Source organism: Chryseobacterium subflavum, assembly GCF_055762745.1.
The window spans coordinates 437,444-456,548 of sequence record NZ_JBVTMR010000003.1; the positions used below are offsets into that span (position 1 = coordinate 437,444).

Annotated in this window: 15 protein-coding genes; 6 read left to right on the top strand and 9 right to left on the bottom strand. The window is 35.3% G+C overall.

The features are described 5' to 3' along the window. Window positions 1-2 precede the first annotated feature (2 nt). From AC0INN_RS15520 to AC0INN_RS15540, 5 genes are all read right to left on the bottom strand, one after another. A complete protein-coding gene (locus AC0INN_RS15520; protein WP_273649119.1) occupies window positions 3-1,523 on the bottom strand; it encodes a glycosyltransferase family 39 protein in 1,521 nt (506 codons plus the stop codon). A gap of 155 nt (window positions 1,524-1,678) precedes the next feature. Then, the gene (locus tag AC0INN_RS15525; protein ID WP_172280061.1) at window positions 1,679-2,872 is read right to left on the bottom strand and encodes an efflux RND transporter periplasmic adaptor subunit; all 1,194 of its coding nucleotides are present in this window, start codon (window positions 2,870-2,872) and stop codon (window positions 1,679-1,681) included. 31 nt (window positions 2,873-2,903) lie between these two features. Then, window positions 2,904-4,175, bottom strand: a complete 1,272-nt coding sequence (locus tag AC0INN_RS15530) for an ABC transporter permease (RefSeq protein WP_172280064.1) — start codon at window positions 4,173-4,175, stop codon at window positions 2,904-2,906. A gap of 59 nt (window positions 4,176-4,234) precedes the next feature. Next, on the bottom strand, window positions 4,235-5,464 hold the full coding sequence (locus AC0INN_RS15535) for an ABC transporter permease (protein WP_172280065.1): 1,230 nt from the start codon (window positions 5,462-5,464) through the stop codon (window positions 4,235-4,237). A gap of 44 nt (window positions 5,465-5,508) precedes the next feature. Next, window positions 5,509-6,198: an ABC transporter ATP-binding protein gene (locus AC0INN_RS15540; protein ID WP_172280066.1), complete on the bottom strand. Its 690-nt coding sequence runs from the start codon at window positions 6,196-6,198 to the stop codon at window positions 5,509-5,511. A 425-nt stretch (window positions 6,199-6,623) separates the two neighbouring features. Between AC0INN_RS15540 and AC0INN_RS15545 the strand changes: the two genes are divergently transcribed. From AC0INN_RS15545 to AC0INN_RS15555, 3 genes are all read left to right on the top strand, one after another. Further along, entirely contained in the window at window positions 6,624-7,598 is a 975-nt protein-coding gene (locus AC0INN_RS15545; protein ID WP_172280067.1) for a ribonucleotide-diphosphate reductase subunit beta, read from the top strand. An 82-nt stretch (window positions 7,599-7,680) separates the two neighbouring features. Beyond that, a complete protein-coding gene (locus tag AC0INN_RS15550; RefSeq protein WP_172280068.1) occupies window positions 7,681-7,968 on the top strand; it encodes an antibiotic biosynthesis monooxygenase in 288 nt (95 codons plus the stop codon). A 27-nt stretch (window positions 7,969-7,995) separates the two neighbouring features. Then, on the top strand, window positions 7,996-9,687 hold the full coding sequence (locus AC0INN_RS15555) for a ribonucleoside-diphosphate reductase subunit alpha (RefSeq protein WP_262888817.1): 1,692 nt from the start codon (window positions 7,996-7,998) through the stop codon (window positions 9,685-9,687). Window positions 9,688-9,827: 140 nt separating this feature from the next. On the opposite strand, the gene AC0INN_RS15560 is transcribed toward AC0INN_RS15555, so the two are convergent. Continuing rightward, window positions 9,828-13,013, bottom strand: coding sequence for a TonB-dependent receptor (locus AC0INN_RS15560; protein WP_172280071.1), 3,186 nt, complete (start codon window positions 13,011-13,013; stop codon window positions 9,828-9,830). Between the two features lie 431 nt (window positions 13,014-13,444). Here AC0INN_RS15560 and AC0INN_RS15565 point away from each other — a divergent pair, with 431 nt between their 5' ends. The 3 genes from AC0INN_RS15565 (at window position 13,445) to AC0INN_RS15575 (ending at window position 16,891) form a co-directional block, all read left to right on the top strand. After that, window positions 13,445-15,484: a T9SS type A sorting domain-containing protein gene (locus AC0INN_RS15565; RefSeq protein WP_273649125.1), complete on the top strand. Its 2,040-nt coding sequence runs from the start codon at window positions 13,445-13,447 to the stop codon at window positions 15,482-15,484. Window positions 15,485-15,581: 97 nt separating this feature from the next. Further along, window positions 15,582-16,472 (top strand): DUF72 domain-containing protein, encoded by an 891-nt coding sequence (locus AC0INN_RS15570; protein WP_172280074.1) that lies wholly within the window; start codon window positions 15,582-15,584, stop codon window positions 16,470-16,472. A 188-nt stretch (window positions 16,473-16,660) separates the two neighbouring features. Then, window positions 16,661-16,891 carry a hypothetical protein gene (locus tag AC0INN_RS15575; protein ID WP_172280076.1) on the top strand — a complete coding sequence of 77 codons (231 nt, stop codon included), beginning with the start codon at window positions 16,661-16,663 and terminating at the stop codon, window positions 16,889-16,891. Between the two features lie 92 nt (window positions 16,892-16,983). On the opposite strand, the gene AC0INN_RS15580 is transcribed toward AC0INN_RS15575, so the two are convergent. From AC0INN_RS15580 to AC0INN_RS15590, 3 genes are read right to left on the bottom strand one after another with little or no spacing between them, the layout of a single operon-like run. Beyond that, a complete protein-coding gene (locus AC0INN_RS15580) occupies window positions 16,984-17,577 on the bottom strand; it encodes a hypothetical protein (protein WP_172280078.1) in 594 nt (197 codons plus the stop codon). A gap of 39 nt (window positions 17,578-17,616) precedes the next feature. After that, window positions 17,617-18,261 carry an HD domain-containing protein gene (locus AC0INN_RS15585; RefSeq protein ID WP_172280079.1) on the bottom strand — a complete coding sequence of 215 codons (645 nt, stop codon included), beginning with the start codon at window positions 18,259-18,261 and terminating at the stop codon, window positions 17,617-17,619. Next, window positions 18,254-19,102, bottom strand: a complete 849-nt coding sequence (locus AC0INN_RS15590) for an alpha/beta hydrolase family protein (protein ID WP_273649129.1) — start codon at window positions 19,100-19,102, stop codon at window positions 18,254-18,256. The genes AC0INN_RS15585 and AC0INN_RS15590 overlap by 8 nt, the downstream gene beginning before the upstream one ends. Between the last annotated feature and the right edge of the window lie 3 nt (window positions 19,103-19,105).

The window sequence follows — 19,105 nt, forward strand, 5'->3', positions numbered from 1 at the left end:
TTTCAAAATTCCCTTTTATTATCATCGATCTCATTTTTTAATTTCGGCCTAACATCTATTTTTGCCCGACTGAAACTAAAAATAAGAGTACCTTTTTCTCTGGCAAAAGGATTGGTAATAGAATCAGCTTTTCTTGAAATTTCAAAGTAAGGACCAGTCTCTTTTAACTCATCATCATTATCATTATCTTTTATTCTTATCAAGTTAAAATATTTGTCTTTAAGATCAAACCAGTTGATATAATCGGCATTAAATGAGACAGCTTTTATTCCCATCTTTGAATAATAGTTAATAGCTCCAGCTTGACCATAATTATCACATAAAACTAAAGTCTTTCCTATCTTTGATAATTTATAATATTCTTTATCTACTTTTTGTGCTAATTCTTTCCACCCTTGCATATCTGCAAAATCCTGAGGTAATGAGTGATCCTTTCCATCCTCCCATCTCAACAATCCAAATTTTTTATAACGCTCCGGATTATTCACAATAAACTCAGGACTCTTATTAGGAAACAAAATACGATACATGGGAATAAATAATAGTATGGGAAAAAGTATACAGAGTGGTTTAAGAAATCTTTTCCATCCGCTTTCTAAAATGTGATCCAAATAAGCTGACCCAAAGGCAATATAAACAGGATAAAGACCAATTGCATAATAATCTTTAGCTTTAAAAAAGACAAACAGAGATATTGCAATTACATATCCCCAAAAGAAAAATCTGAACTTTTCAAATGGTTTGTAAAATAACAGGGCGTAGAAAGCCAATATGATAACAAACGTAACTCCTATAAAGAATAGTAATTGAGATTTAAAAAAGTCAAATCTATTCACATTGACCAATTGATTCTCTGAAAGCTGCTTCATATGATGAATAACAGGGAAGTTATTATTATACTGCCATAAGAGATTAGGAAAAATAATAACTAAAGTTACAAGTGCAGCCCAATAGGTGTGCTTGTTTGCAAAGATCTTTCTTTGGCCTGTTAACAAAAGTGCAGGGATAAAACCCAATGCCAGAAAAGCAATATTATATTTATTTAAAATACCCAAACCAAAAATTATCCCACCGGAATAAAGCCATTTTATTTTCTCTGTATATATGTATTTAATTAAAATATAAAAGAATAAAGTCCATAAAAACACTTCCGAAGAGTTAGGCTGAAAAAACATATTTAATCGCAAAAGCACAGAAAATAATAGCCCAAAAGAAGCCAAAATCTGAGCAAACAATCCTCCTTTTAACTCTTCAATGATCTTCCACACCACAACTATAGTCAGCGCCCCAAATAAAGCCGGAAAAAATCTAACCCAGAATACTGATCTACCTAATATTTTAATTAACCATGCCACCCAAGAACTAACTGGTGGAACGGACAAATATCCCCACGCAATATGATCTCCCTGATCAATATGAAGAAACTCATCCCGGTGTAATTCGTATTCGGGGTTAATCAATAAATATTGAAGAATAAATTTTGCAATAATAAAAACGAAAAGAATAAGATAGCTTTTCTTCATAGGTCAAAGTTTGAAATTAAAATTAAGACATTTTAAGCTTCTTATTCATTACATTTTCAAACATTGTTTAACGGAATAGGCAACAACCTTCAGGAGCAAAAAAATCCCGGAAATAAATTCCCGGGACTGTAGATAAAATGTATCTGATTAGTTTATTATTTTTTCTTTTCTTTAAGTTCCTCTTTGTCCTTATCTGATGGGTTCCACACTTTCACTTCAGAATTTTTATCTATTCCTGAAAGAATTTGAACATTGATCCCGTCACTGGCACCTAATTTCACATATACTTTTTTGAATTTTCCATCAGGTTGCTTTACCTCAACAAAAGATCTGTCTTTACCGTTGTTTTTCTCATATTGAATAAGAGATTCATCAAGCAATAATGCATTCTTTTGGGAATTCAATACAATCTCTCCATTTGCTGAAAATCCAGCTCTGATGTATTCATTATTAGGATTGGTTACATCGCCTTCTACAGGAAATTTTATCGTTCCCAGATTGTCTTTTCCCTTAGGAGCAATCATTGTTAATTTCCCCGGAAAAGTTTTGTTCTGCAAGGCACCAATCACAATATTCATTGGCATCCCCTGCTTCAGTTTTCCCGCCTGAGCTTCATCAATCTCTCCCTGAAAGATCAGTGAATTAAGATCGGCAATAGAGCAAATCGTTGTTCCCGCGTTGAAAGAGTTCGCTTCAATAACCTGGCTTCCTACTTTTACAGGAACATCAAGTACCGTTCCTGCAGCTTTTGAACGTATTTGCGTTGTAGCAAAACCCTGAAGTTCAGGAGTTGCTCCGGTTTTCACAATTTGTAATCTCTTCTGAGCCGTCTGGAATTGCTGGTTTGCGTTTTTAAGAGTCTGTTGCTGAGAATACAATTGTTGTTGAGAGTTTAAATAATCCTGCTTGGAAATAACTCCCTGACTATACAATTTCTGTTGCATATCAAATTGTTTCTGCATGTTATCTACATTCAGCTTGGCATTGCTGATCTGAAGCTGCGCATTCTGAACTTCCTGCTGTGCATTGTTTACATCCGCGATATTTGGAATAATCCTAACCGTTGCAACCAATTGTCCCGCAACTACTTTATCCCCTTCATCAACTAAAATTTTATCAATAATCCCTGCAATATTAGGCTTGATCTCGATTTCTTCTTTTGGTATAATTTTCCCTGTCGCCATGACTTTATCATCCATATTCTGGACCGTTGGTTTTCGCGTAAGGAACGCTTCACTCTCTTTAGAATTGGATTTGATCAGATAACCGATTCCCGAGAATAATGCCACTGCAAATAAAAGCCCCAACAGTATATAAATGGCTTTTTTCCAAGTGAATTTCTTTTTCATATATCTAGTTTATTTTTTATTTAAATGGTTTTTATTCAGTTCTTAACGCTTCAATAGGTCTGATTTTAACAGCTCTCTGAGCTGGAATCATTCCGATAATCAATCCTAAAACTACCATCACCGCCATGGCAGCAAATACATTTCCGTAGTTTACCGTAGGATTATAAAATGGAAAGGCATCCTGATTCTGTGTAGCCATATTAAGGACCATCAGGACAAATATTCCCAACATGAATCCTAATAACCCTGAGGATAGTGTAATTACAACACTTTCCAGCAGAATCTGATTTCTTACTTCTGAAGGTTTGGCTCCTAATGCTCTTCGGATCCCTATTTCTTTTGTTCTCTCTTTTACCGTAATCAGTAAGATATTTGAGATCGCAATAACTCCCGCAAGAATCGTAAGTGTTCCTACAATAATTGTTAATAGCTGCATTCCGGTTAAGAATCCGGTTAATTTTCCAAATTCTTTTCCAAGGTTGAAGCTTCCAAATGCATTTGTATCTTCAGGTGAAACTTTATTTTTAAGCTTTAATACCTGTTTTACTTTTTCTTCCACAATCTTTAAATCGGCATCCGGCCTGCTGACAATAGCAAACATATCGATATTGTCTCCCGCATTATACATTTTCGTGTATGAAGAAAGAGGAATGAAAACAGTACGGTCATTTTCAAAACCGCCTCCTTTTTTCACTCTGAAAACACCGATAATATTAAAGAAAAGCCCTTTTATATTTATTGATTTACCAATAGGATTTTCTTTCTTTTTGGAATTAAAAAAGTTTTTATATACCTCTTCTCCGATCACGGCAACATTTTTATTGCCTGATAAATCGGCATCGTTTATATAGCGTCCGAAAATAAGTTTCTTTTCAGAAATTTTATTTCCCACAGGATAATCCCCTGTAAGAGAATAGGTAGCACTTTTCCCGTTTCTTGACATAGATTCTCCGGGTGTTCCTGTAAAACTTCCCCGAGCATTCTGTGGTGAAATGTAATCTATTTCAGGAATTTTTCTTTTAAGCATTTCCATATCCGGCAAGTGCAGTTTCATCTCTCTCCCTTTTGGAAAACCTTCGTATGGAATAGAGGTTTTCTGAGCCCATAGAAAAATAGAATTCGTTGCAAAGCCTGAAAATAATTTATCGAAACCATTCTCCATTCCTTTTGCTGCTCCCAGCAAACTTACGTATAAAAACATACCCCAACCCACCCCGATCATGGTAAGGAATGTCCGAAGTTTATTATTTCTCAGTGAATAATAAATTTCCTGCCAGGTATCCTTTTTAAATAAGATGTTCATTGGTGTTAGTTATGAGTTTGATTTATACTTTTTTTATAATTATGTACGAACATCAGCTATTACTCTGTTCGTAATGCCTCTATAGGTTTAATTTTCGATGCCCTGTAAGCGGGAACAAAACCGGCAATCAATCCTGAAAAAACCAATGCCAGAAATGCCATAAAGATCTCGGTCCAGCCGACACTAGGGTTCTTGATAAAAAATTCTTCAAGACTGTCTCCCATAAGGCTAAGCGCTAAAACTCCCAAACCTACCCCAATTAAACCTGAGATCACAGTGATCACAACACTCTCCTGTACAATTAATGCCACAATGCTTTTTGGTTTCGCTCCAATAGCCTTTCTAACACCTATCTCCTTGGTTCTCTCTTTAACGATGTAAACCATAATGTTACTGATTCCAATGATTCCCGCGATCAAAGTCCCCATCCCGATAAAACCAACAATACCTGTAAGTACAGCCATAAACATAAATGTATCATTCATATTTTCTGCATTATTCCATACCCGGACCCCATTTTCATCGTCAGGAGAAACATTCTTCCTGGCTTTTAATCTATCTTTAAGCTCGTTACCATATTTTATAGCTTGCTGAGGTGTTAGCTTTTCGTTATAGGCTATATAAACCGTTGTTACAGTATCTGAACCTTTTTTCATCTGTTGCAAAGTAGTAATGGGTACTGTAATATGTCTTTCGTCCCAGTCTCCACCGTCGTCGGAAAATACTCCAACTACTTTGAACATTGTTCCGTTAATATTCAGTTCTTTTCCTACCGGACTTCCGTTTTTGATCAAATCTCTCTGTACCATTCGTCCGATCACGGCAACATTTTGTTTTCTTTCAAGATCGGAAGGATTGATATAACGTCCCTCAAGAATTTTCCTGTTTTCAATGAACTTTTCTTCAGGATCTCCTCCGTTAACCTGATAATTCCCACTTTCTTTTCCGTACTTCACCAGCAAACTGGTTTGATACCTTGGAGTTGAATAGCCTACTTTTTCCTTATCTGCTTTAACCAGAAAGTCATAGTCATCATTATTCATGGTTACGTTACGATCCGACTGTAATCCTTTGTAGGCAATGGTTGTTTTTCCTGTAAAGATGGAAATAAGATTTTGAGCATCCCTTGCAAAACCTTCTGTAAAAGCGTTTTGTAAACCTTTACCGATTCCGAAAAGAACGATAAAGATAAACAGCCCTAATGCCACCGTAAATCCGGAAAGCACCGTCCGCAATACATTACTGCGAATGGAACTGAATATTTCCTGCCAACGATCCAGGTCAAACATATTTTTATTTTTTTACTTTTTTAAAGTCAATGTACATTCACTATTTATAGAACAACCTGTTTGATAAATTCATCACTTTCGATAACTCCATCCTTTAAAATCACATTTCTTTTTGTTTGTGCTGCAACATCAGGTTCGTGGGTTACTACAATGATCGTTTTTCCTTCATTATTAATATCCTGTAACAATTTCATGATATCATGGGTTGTTTTTGAATCCAAGGCACCTGTAGGCTCATCGGCCAATACCACTTTAGGATTTGTGATCAGCGCCCTTGCAATAGCTACCCTTTGTTTTTGTCCACCAGAGAGCTCATTGGGAAGATGGGTTGCCCATTGGGCGAGTCCTACTTTCTCCAGGTATTCCATGGCGATCTGATTACGTTCTTTTCGGGGTACGTTCTGATAATATAAAGGGAGAGCAACATTTTCTAAAGCCGTTTTATATCCTATCAGATTAAAAGACTGAAAAATAAATCCTAAAAATTTACTTCTGTATTCTGCAGCCTTTACTTCGGATAAATGCTCGATGGGAACACCGTCCAGCTCATAAATCCCGGAATCCTTTTCATCCAGAATCCCTATAATATTAAGGAGGGTAGACTTTCCGGAACCCGAACTTCCCATAATAGAAACAAACTCGCCTTCGGAAATATTGAGATTAATTCCTTTGAGAACGTGCAGTTTACTTTTCCCTGTATCGTATGATTTGTTTAAATCCTGAATTACTAACATTAAGTGATCTATGTTTTATAGTCAATAAGTAGAAGATATTTTCAATTTGTTACAAGAATCAAAATTTATTGTATTTTTTTAGTGTTTAATATAATACACCTTTATTTATAGTATTTTATGATTTTATGTTTAACTGTAACTTATCAAAAATATTTATTTTATGCTTATTATTGTATCTAAACCAATATCAGTGCTTGTTTCATGTAAATGTGGAAAACTTTTACGATTAAAAGTCAACCAATTAGTGTTTAGCCCTTTCAAAATCGTTTCTTTTTTTCGAACTTTGTGCTTCGCATTAGCAAATAATAAAGACACTTTTCTTGTGAAAAACTTTTAAATATAAGTTCCAACAAATCAAGCTGTTATTTATTCTTTGATTTTTATCCACAGTGATCTAATTAGTTTAATTTAAAGACATTTTTAATATGGGAATTTTTGATAAGAGAGTAAGTTACAAGCCATTTGAATACCCTGAGGTTCTTCAATTTGTAGAAGCGATCAACAAATCGTTTTGGGTGCATTCGGAAGTGGATTTTACTGCAGACATTCAGGATTTTCATTCGCAGCTGGAACCACACGAAAAAAATTCTGTGAAAAATGCTTTACTGGCTATTGCACAGATCGAGGTGTCTGTAAAGACATTTTGGGGAAACCTATACAATCATATGCCAAAACCTGAACTGAACGGTTTAGGTGCTACTTTCGCTGAATGTGAATTCCGTCATTCCGAAGCCTATTCGCGTTTATTGGAAGTATTGGGATATAATGAAGAATTTACCAACGTTATAGCAGTTCCTGCTGTAAAAAAGAGAATAGACTTCTTATCAAATGTTCTGAAACATGCTAATTCTTCCACCCCTAAAGAATATGTTTCTTCTCTTTTACTATTCAGTATCCTGATTGAAAATGTATCGCTTTTCTCACAATTTGCGATCATTCTTTCTTTCACAAGATTTAAAGGATACATGAAAAACGTTTCCAATATTATCGCGTGGACTTCTGTTGATGAACAAATCCATGCTAACGCAGGAATTTATCTGATAAACAAAATCCGCGAAGAACAACCTGATTTATTAACTGATTCAGACATTGAAGATATTTATACTTTAGTAGATCAATCTGTAGAATTGGAAGGTGAAATCTTAGACTGGATCTTTGAATTGGGAGAATTGAGTGTATTCTCAAAAGAAGACTTACTCAACTTTATGAAATACCGTGTTGACGACAGCTTAAAGAAAATCAATATGGATACACGCTACAACATTTCGCCGGAACAATACCGTCCGATGAAATGGTTTGAGGAAGAGGTTTTTGCTAATTCTATGGATGATTTCTTTGCTAAAAGACCTGTTGACTATACGAAACACGACAAGAGTATTACAGCCAACGATTTGTTTTAATTAAACAAGCTCTGTATATAGCTCAACAATCTTTCATTAGAAAGTATCCTTTTCGGATGAAATAAAAACCAAAACACAAAAGATGATTAATGTAATTGTAAGTTATACCGTAAAACCAGAATTTGTTTCAGAAAACAAAGAAAACATTCAAAATTTCCTGAATGATTTCAGACAATTGGATCTGTCGGCATTTGAATACAAGGTTTTTCTTAAAGAAGACGGTGTTACATTCTTACATTATTCTAATTACAGCAATGAAGAGGTACAACATGAGGTTTTGAATACACCATCTTTTAAAGAATTTCAACGATTAAGAGATGAGAGTGGACTTAACGGTTCCCACAAGGTAGAATTTTTAGAATCAATTTAATAACACAAAATTCCTGGATATTACGACATGGATATCCGGGAATTTGAAAATATAACAACTATGGAGGAACAAAATACTAATATATGGTGGCTCAACGAGGAGTCTGAGCAAATGCTAAACAGAGGATATCTGTTAAAAGGGGAAACTGTAGACGGAGCTATCGACAGGATTACCACTGCTGCTGCCAAAAAGCTATACAAACCGGAATTACAACCTGCTTTTAAGGAAATGATCACCAAAGGATGGATCAGTTTTTCCTCTCCGGTCTGGGCAAATATGGGAACACAGAGAGGTCTTCCTATTTCATGTTTCAATGTACACATTCCGGATAGCATTGAAGGGATTACTCATAAAATGGGTGAAGTCATCATGCAGACAAAAATCGGGGGTGGAACTTCAGGATATTTCGGGGAACTTCGTAACAGAGGAACTGCAGTAACAGATAATGGAAAGTCTTCGGGAGCGGTTTCCTTCATGAAATTATTTGATACAGCAATGGACGTAGTATCACAGGGAGGAGTGAGAAGAGGAGCTTTTGCAGCTTACCTGGATATCGACCACGGTGATATTGAAGAGTTCTTATCAATTAAAGATATCGGAAGTCCTATTCAGAATTTATTTACCGGAATTTGTGTTCCTGATTACTGGATGCAGGATATGATCGATGGAGATATGGAAAAACGTAAGATCTGGGCAAGGGTTTTGGAAAGCCGTCAGCAAAAAGGTCTTCCTTATATTTTCTTTACGGATAACGTTAACAGAAATAAACCACAGGTTTACAAAGATTTGGGACTTACTGTAAATGCAAGTAATCTTTGTTCTGAGATCATGCTTCCTTCTACGAGAGAAGAATCATTTATCTGCTGTCTTTCTTCCATGAACCTGGAATTATATGATGAATGGAAAGATACGGACGCAGTGAAGTTGGCTGTTTATTTCCTTGATGCTGTTTTAACTGAATTTATTGATAAAACAGAAGGCAATTATTACCTACAGGGAGCAAGAAACTTTGCAATGCGTCACAGAGCTCTTGGGCTTGGTGTTTTAGGATACCATTCTTACTTACAAAAGAACATGATCCCGTTTGAAAGTTTTGAAGCAACTCAGTTTAATGCAAGAGCATTCAGACATATTAAAGAGCAATCTGAACAGGCATCAAGAGAACTGGCTAACATCTATGGAGAACCTGAATTGTTAAAAGGTTATGGGTTAAGAAATACTACCACAATGGCTATTGCTCCTACGACTTCAAGCTCTGCTATTTTGGGACAAACTTCTCCGGGAATTGAACCTTTCGCATCCAACTACTATAAAGCCGGTTTGGCCAAAGGAAATTTCATGCGTAAGAATAAGTACCTGGCAAAATTATTAGAAGAAAAAGGACTAGATAACGAAGAAACATGGAGAACGATTATGTTGAACCATGGTTCCGTTCAGCATTTAACTGAACTAACTGACGAAGAAAAAGCTGTATTTAAGACATTCAAGGAAATTTCTCCGATGGAGATCATTTCCCAGGCCGCTCAGAGACAACAATATATCGATCAGGCACAATCATTGAACTTACAAATTCCATCTACCATGCCCGTAAAAGATGTAAACTATCTGTACATCGAAGCATGGAAAAAAGGAGTAAAAACATTATATTATCAAAGAAGCTCATCAGTATCTAAGGAAATGATGGTGAACTTTGTATCTTGTTCAAGCTGCGAAGCTTAGACTACAAATAATAAACAATTATATATTGAAGCACGTTTTTTAAACGTGCTTTTCTTATATCTTGTTTTGTAAAGAATTACAAAATAAAAAAAAGCCCAGAAAGAAAATCTGGACTCTTGAAAGAATATATAAAGTAAAAATTAAAAATTATATCGAACTCCCAGCTGTGCCTGGAATCTTGATGCAAACTGATCAATCGTATAAGGCAACCCCGGAGATTTGAAATTATAGGTTGGATCTCCAGCTCCCGGCTGTCCCGCTGCCACATTTCCAACTTTAGTTAATCCAACACTTGCTGTTGAATTAAAAGTATTCGGTACAAAATAGATCTTACCCCAATCCTTATTCAACAGATTGGTGAAGTTGATGATACTTAAAGAAATCTGGATATTATTTTTAGACTTCCGGCTCAGTCTGATCTCATCCATAATTCTGATATCTGCCTGAATATTCCAAGGAGTAAAGTCTCCGTTTCTCTGAGTAAACGTTCCTCTTCTGCTGCTCAGGTATTTATTATTATTAACGAAGCTTTCATAATCAGCCACCTGCTGTTGGGCTGTTACCAAAACATTCCCTGCAGCATCTTTTATCGGAACAATATACTTAGCAGCTTCAGCAGCATCTTTAAAGATATATGCCAATCCGGCAGCTTGTCCTGTATTAGCAATCGTACTGTTTACAAAGCCCCATGAGAAAGGATTTCCTGACTGAGCATTGAAATATACGTTGGCCGACAATCTGTTGGACTCTGAAACATTGAAACCATATCCGAGATTGGCAACAATTCTATTTTTAATAGCAAAGTTAGAAGTTGTCAACTGAGGATTATTAGGTGTAAGGGATTGATTCATCTGCCAGTTACTTTCCATTGAGTTTCTGATCCCGTTGGTAATATCTTTAGCATCTCCGTAAGTATATGCTGCAAAGAAGTTAAATCCGAAATTATAAGATTTAGAAATCTGTGCTGTTATATTATACCTGTAACCTTCTTTCGTATTGGATAACATGTACGCATTAGAAAAATTACTGTTGATATTCGTTGTATAAATAGGCATTTGGTGATTCACGTCATAACTGTAATACGTTACGTTATCCGTTTTATTCACCTGCTGGAATTTCAGATCATAAAGTACTTTAGTATAAATACCTTCTAATGTCAACTTATATCCTCCAACGGTATAATCTACTCCTAATGAACTTCTCCACACTTTAGGCATTTTGAAGTTATTATCAATAAGGTCTACCTGAACTTTGGAAGAGTTTTGCCAATTAGCAAAGTTTCCGCTTACCAATGGGTCTCCATTAGCTGCCATTTGAGCTGCCGTCGGACCATTATAATCATAACTTCCGAAACCTACTCCATCATTATAATAAGCATAACCCAGCCATGCAAACGGTATTCTTCCTACGAAAATACCAGACCCCCCTCTTAATACAACTGATCTGTTTTCTGTAAGATCCAAAGTAAATCCTAATCTTGGAGACAATGTGGGTTTATTAAGATATTTGTTTGTAAGCTGATTTAATGGTGTATAGCTGTAGGTATTCCCCATATTAGGATCGGTAGGAGAATTAGTAACTTTTGAACTCAAAAGAGGTTTGTTTGGTAAATCAGTATAATCTACTCTTACACCCGGAGATAAACGGAGTCTTCCTAAATTAATCTCGTCCTGAAGGTATAATGAAAGAAGGTTCACTTTATATGATGCATACGGATTATTAAACAGCGTCTCTCTGCTGTCTCCATTGAAAGGATAAGTCCCTCTTATCCTTGCTGGTTTTGAGTTATAAAAATCATCAAGATTCTTATAAGAGATTCTTCCGTTCAATGCATTTACAAAACCATAATCGATATTGTATAATTCATTATGCGTTCCTAATAAGAAAGTATGATTTCCTGTCTTATACGTTAAATTATCGGTGATCTCAAATGTTTTCTGCTTCATATTGAAAACCGTTGCCTCTCTATCATTTCCTAATAAAATAGTTCCTCCATTATACCCTATTTCCACTTGTGGAAACATAGCGTTGGAAGAAGTAGGATCCCTGTAATCATTAATAGAAGAATATCCTAATACTAAGTTATTATTCCATTTATCATTAAAACGGCTTTTTAGTTCCAAAGTCGTCGTTGAAGCATTGTTCTTTTGAATATAGTCCATGCTTGAAAACCTGAAATTGGCACCATCTCTTTCAAGGTTGGAAGCCTGGGAGAATACAGTGTTATTTTTAATGGACAATGTATGTTTATCATTAATCTTCCAGTCTAATTTGTTGAAAAGCTTTGCACTTTCAGAAAAATTAGTGTACTGATTAAAGCTTCCCACATTAAAGCCATACTTGGTTCGAACAAAATCTGAGATCTGTTGAGCAACAGCGTTATTAACCAACGCATTAGGATCATCAGCATTATAAAAAACAGGATCTTTTCTTTTTGTATATTCAAGATTGGTGAATAAAAACACCTTATCTTTAACGACAGGTAATCCTACTCTCCCTCCATAAATAAAATCCTGAAAAGAGCTTGGCATTTTTGAATTATCTCCTACCCTATTTCTTCCTGTAATAGCAGCATTACGTCCGTATACATAAAAAGATCCTTCCACATTATTACTACCACTACGTGTAACGGCATTGATACTTCCTCCAAGGAAATTTCCTAATTTCACGTCATAAGGAGCAATATAAACCTGTACATCCTGAATCGCATCCAAACTAATTGAGTTGGAGCGTGTACTACTTCCCGGCATTCCCGATGTTCCCGTTTGTCCACCCAAAGACGGACTAAAACCAATCGCGTCGTTATTGATCGACCCGTCAATAGTAACGTTATTATACCTGAAATTGGTTCCGTTGAAAGAGTTGTTAGCACTTTGAGGGACCAACTTGGTAACATCCTGGATACCCCTGTTAATATTTGGGAGTCCGGAGATCTGAGCCTGGCTAATTGCAACTCCGTTTTTCACAGTGGTTCTCTTCGAGGTAAGCTTTACCTCGTCGATCACTTTTTCTCTGTTTTTGATTTCTACTACAGGCAAATCATTACTTCCTAATGAAAGCTGTAAATTGGTATTCGAATAGATAATTTGCGAACCATCGGAAATCTCTATCGTGTAGGGTCCTCCGGGTTGTAGATTATCCAGACTAAATTGTCCTTTGTTATTACTTTTAGTTTCAAAGGTACTGTTGGTGGGAACGTGAACTACTTTTACCGTAACTTCAGAATTTACCCCTTTTAATCTTCCGAAAATTTTAGAGCTGGTTTCTTGTGAAAACGCTAAGCCAAAAGACAAAACAGCAAAAGCACAGATCAATTTTCTCTTCATATTTTTATACTTCTAAATTTTATGGCAAAATTAGAAGCAACAATCATGAATTGTGGTAACATACAGTTAACATTATATAACATAATGTTTAATATTTCCTTAAAAAAAACTTAATTGCTTAAAGTAAATATGTAAGATGAGATCTAGGTAACATTTTACAAATAAATCTTTTACCGCATTGAAGCTATTTTAAGATATATGAACACAATATGAACAACGTTCATTTTACTAAATCAATGCCTTGATAAAAAAGGAAAACATGGTAGAGGCACTCATCAGTATTTGTACGGATAACAAATATAGTATTAATACTATAGTAGTATTTCTAAGTTGCTAGGTTTAAAAATATAGTACTTTTGTAAGGTTGAGGTTTATAATTTCCTTCATTGGATATATCCTTATTAAAATTAGCAACCCCTTAAAAACACAATATGTACAAAATGCTATTTATCTTCTGTGTAAGCTTTTCCTGCATGGCTTATTCTCAGAACCTTAATTTTACAGATGCCAAATTTAAGGCCTTACTACTAACTTCAGGTCCGGGTAGTCAGATTGCAAAAGACATCAATGGCAACAATATTAAAATTGATGCAAATGGAGATGGACAGATTCAGCTTACTGAAGCCCAGCAAGTAAAAACTTTAAATATAAAGTTCAATGTGCTTCCCACTTACAATAGTCTTCCAAACCAAATCACCGATGCTCTTTTATTCCCCAATGTCGAAGAACTTTACATCCATGACACAAAATCAGCGGTCATTAGTTTTGTTAACAACAATAAAATTAAAAAAGTTCTTTACACCGGAAGTGGTGGATTTGTAAACAATGTAGGAGTTAGCCACCGTGTTCCTATTGATTTTTCATTCGATAATTGTGGTGCCGTAGAGAATGTGAATGACTTTGTTGCAGACATCAATTTATCTCCTTACGACCCCTCCACAATTTTGAGATATAAAAACTGCCTTCTCATCAAGGATGATATTGTCTTAAACAATAAAAACATTAAGGAGCTTCATATCAAAAACTGCCATGTAAAAACGCTCACCTTCACATCCTGTAAGCGTTTAAATAAGATCAGTGTTCCAAATTTAAATTCACTGACCAAAATTTCAGTTTCCGGATCTACCGGAACCATATTACCATCCGGAAATCAGAATATCCACCTTGTTGCGAAATCTTGTACAAACCTGGAAGAAGTTATAGCAGATACGGATCATTATGAAACCACAGGAGCTTATTTTACTTCCGTAGATCTAAACGGCTGTACTTCGTTAAAAAGAATCAAAGGTCTTAATGCATCCTCAATCAATTTTTCCAATGCTGGATTAATCAATTTAGAAGAGCTTGATGCATCATTCTATAACCGGTATGGCTATTATACTACTTCAGGAGTATATTTTGGAAATGTAACCTCTTTGGATGTATCCGGACTTCCCAAATTGAAAATACTAAAAGCTTTCAATCAGCCAATAACCAATGCTACTTTTAATAGTGCGGCTGCTTTGGAAGATATGGACATCACAAATTCCTGTGGCTACATGGCTGTTTTGAATGTAGACAATCTTACCCATCTCCAAACTCTGAAAGCAGATATTCCCGGTGATCTGAATTTCCTGAATCCACATACTGATCTGCAGCAGATTTCTGCACAAAACTGTATTTCTTTGGTCAATCTATCGATAAAAGGAAATAAAGACCTGAAAAGCTTAGACCTTCAGAATTGTTCGGCTATACAAACATTGAACCTTGGACCTAATTTACCAGGCAACTCACCTTTTGATACCTTTACTGAATTAAATAGCCTTAATATCAATCAATGTAACTCCTTAAGGGAATTAGGTATTGCTAACACAAAAATTTCTACGATAGACCTTTCACAATGTCCACAATTGGAATCTGCTGATCTTGAATATAATTCATTAGTAAACAATATTAACTTTTCACAAAACGGTCAACTCAAGTATCTTACCCTGAGAAGCTGTCCGCTCATTACCAATCTGAATTTATCGGATTGCAATGTTTTAGAAGCTATTGCATTCTTTAACATGTCCGGATTAACCCAGGTGAATATCAAAAACAATGCATTGGAGGGTTGTGAATTTTCCGGGTACAATAGTAATTTAACCATTTGTGTTGATCCTGCTCAACTTACCGATCTTCAAACTATGTATCCGGACATTAATTTCAGTACTAATTGCCCGGCTACTACCAATTCAAAAAATACGAAGCTAGACCATATAATAACCAAAATTGATGTATTTCCTAATCCTGTAAAAAATATCCTTCAGATAAGATCCCCTGAACCCGTGAATACAATAGATATATTTGACAGTATGGGGAGATCAGTATCACATCAGAGCTGTGGCAAAGGAGATTGCACTATTAATACGTCAGGTTATCCTGCAGGAATTTATCTTATCAAAATAAAGACGAAATCTACTGAAATTTCAAAAAAAATAATAAAAAACTGATTCCCTTTTCCTTGATATCTTTAGCTTAAATTCATAAAATAATTGTCTTATTTTTATTTTATATTTGTTAGATACTTAATTCTTAAAAACTTCAAATATGAAATTCGGACAAGTAGAAGATCCTTCAAAAATAGATTTTACATTACCCAAAGATCACAGCAGAACCAAAGAGATCCTCAAACAAAATAAAAAGGGATTAGAGAATATCTCCATCGGATGTGCCAAATGGAATAAAACCGACCTCAAAGGATTTTATCCAAAAGGAACCAAGGACGAATTAACCTATTATGCTACCCAGTTCAATTCTATAGAACTCAATGCGACATTCTACGGAATGCCAACTCCTGACCAGGTATTGACATGGAAAGAAAAAACACCGGCAGGGTTTAAATTTTTCCCAAAGATTACCAATACAGTTTCCCATTTCAGGAGATTAATTGATGTAACAGAACCTGTAACCCAATTTGCAACATCGGTTCTTAATTTTGATGAAAAACTGGGTATGGTATTTCTTCAGCTTCATGATAACTTTAAACCAAAAGATTATGACAGATTAGAGAAGTTTGTCAAAGAATGGCCAAAAGAAGTCCCACTAGCTATAGAGCTCAGAAATACGGAATGGTTTAATGATGAAAACATTTTAAATACAACCTGCGATCTTTTTGAAGCCCATCATATCACTAATATTATTGTGGATACTGCCGGAAGAAGGGATATGCTTCATATGCGTCTTACCACTCCCAATGCTTTCATCCGCTATGTAGGAGCAAATGCAGAAAGTGACTACGAAAGATTGGATGATTGGTTAAAGCGTGTTACACAATGGAAAAAAGAAGGCCTCCAAAATTTATATTTTTTCGTCCATCAGAATATTGAAAAGGCGTCCCCTTTATTATCTGCTTATCTCATCAAAAAAATGAATGAGGAATGGAAAACCGACCTCCATGTGCCTCAAATGGCAACAGAAAGTATCCAAAGTTTATTTTAGCATAAAAAAAATATTCAGCTATTTAATCATTTAATTTAAGATTTTATAGCTTTTTTTTATGTTTTAACAGTAAATATATCACTGTTTGGTGTGAAAAATTTTTTATCAGCAAAAGTCAATATTTTTCACCAATAAATGATATATTGTAAGGTATAAAACCCTTATTACCAACTGTAAAAATCAAAACTATGGAAAAGGAAATATGTACTATCAGCATTACAAACAATTCTCTTGGTGACAATTACACCTTTTACGAAAATGAGAAGATTAAAAGAATCTACGACAGTACCAGCCAGCATCAGGATGTAACAGAATGGCTGACCTATGACCAGATCAGCAGTCAAAGCAAGGATAAGCTCATCAAAAACTGCCCGGAAGAGCTTAAAGAAAAAATCATGATAATTTTAAATTATCCGTGATGTAACAAGAGACATCGACACTATATTTAACTAAAAAAGAAAGATGATCTGCTGGCTTCAGCAGATCATCTTTTATTTTGAAAGGTTTACATTTATTTTTTAATTCTAAAAAGCAAGACCAAATTCAGAAATAGCAAAAGAAAATCGAGAGATACCCAGATCCCCAGTTTTACATTTTCATAATTATAGGCTTCCACCTGCTTTTTAGCAATTTCAGATAATTTTACACTTTGATTGATATAGTTGTTCACCTCAACGATCTGATCAATATTTTTGTTAGGAACAGAATGCTGTGAAAAATAAACCAGGTTTTTCTTTCCTAAATATCCGATAACCCAATACTCATCAGATTTATCCATCTTGAGGTATTCTATTCTGTAATATTCCGGGCGTATCTTTCCAATGTGCTTTGCCTCGTGCATTGCATTTTTATCCGGATTATTGACGTTGATGACATAAAAATCCAGGGTCTGAGGAAGTTTATTAATAACCTGCAAACCAACGGAATTACTCACCACTCCAACAGCACTTTTCTTGATAAACCAATAAGTGAATACCGAGATTGAAAAAATAAGCGTTGCGATACGGAACAGTTTTGCCCATTCAGCACCTTTTCCTGATTTTACCTTAGATAAAATAAGAGAGAGGACAGAACAAAGAAAGATAACAAAGATGATTAATCCCATGCTGCAAATATACTGATTTAAGAATTTTAAGAAAGAACGTTAATCAACATTCCATTCTTTATAAAACTGATCAAGAAATTGAAGCATCACCTCATGCCTTTCCTGAGCCAGTTCTTTTCCTTTCTCTGTGTTCATTAAATCCTTTAAAAGTAATAATTTCTCGTAGAAATGATTGATTGTAGTGCCGTCAGATTTTTTGTATTCCTCTTTCGACATATTCAGCTTTGGCTTAATATCCGGATGGTACATCAGGTTATTTTTAAATCCACCAAAATTAAAGGTTCTTGCAATACCTATTGCTCCTATAGCATCCAAACGGTCTGCATCCTGAACAATCTTTAATTCAATAGGTAAATTCTGCGGAGCTTCTCCTCTGTTTTTAAATGAAATATTCTTAATAATAAAAAGGACCTGCCCGATAATTTCTTCTGAAACATGCTGCTCTTCCAAAAACTCACGTGACACTTTTAACGCAATTGTTTCATCACCATCATGAAATTTAGGATCTGCTATATCGTGAAGCAAAGCTCCCAATTCTACTACTTCTTTGTTACAGTTTTCATTTTCAGCAATTTTCCTGGAAAGCTTCCAGACTCTTTCGATATGAAACCAATCATGTCCTGCTTCTGCTCCTTTAAGTTTTTCCTTTACAAAATCTATTGTCTTTTCAATTACACTACTCATTATGTATTAATTCATTTAAAATAATATTCCAAAGCTTCTTGTTATAGCTCCTGAAAAAATTAACATGTCCTATTTCTCCTTTTTCAGATTCTGAAGTTTTTACCAGGCGATATGTCGGTTTAAGGTTGGGATACGTGTCGTTTAATAGACTCTTTACTCCTTTATCCGTAAGCCAGACATCATCTTCAGCCCTGATTACAAAAACTTTTTGAGTCAATTTTTTAGAATAATCATCAATTTTCTCCAGTAAACCGTTTGTTGATTTTTTATTCAAAATTAAGGTTCTCCAATCATAAGCGCAATTTTTAGGAAGACTTTCTCCAAGTCCAAACCAATGAGCCGGAAAATAACCCAGAAGCTGCGTGGCTAAAGGCTGGACAATCCCAAATCCAAGATAAGCTTCTATTTTCGTCCTGAATTTCAGATTCCCAACAAACGCATTTTGTGTTCCCACAAAAAAGAATTCTTTAAACATCTCCGAATCCTTATTCATCCCAAGGATCAATGCTCCAACAGAATGTCCCAGGCAATATTTCTCATATCCTGTAAAGCGGATTCTGATGTAGGTGGTTACTGCTTTATAATCCTGGGAACCCCAAATTCGCATGGAAGCCTCGAAACCTTTCATCTGCTCCGGTTTTGAAAGCCCAATTCCCCGATAATCATACGTGATCACTGTAAATCCCTGCTCTGAAAAATATTGTGCAAAGGAAAAGTAAACGTGCTGTTTTACGCCCGTGGCAGAATTGATTAGTAATATTTTATTATTGCTCTGTTCCGGCAGGAAAAGGTGGGCGACAATAGAAATGTGATCTGTGGTTTTTAGAATTAGTTTTTCCATAGT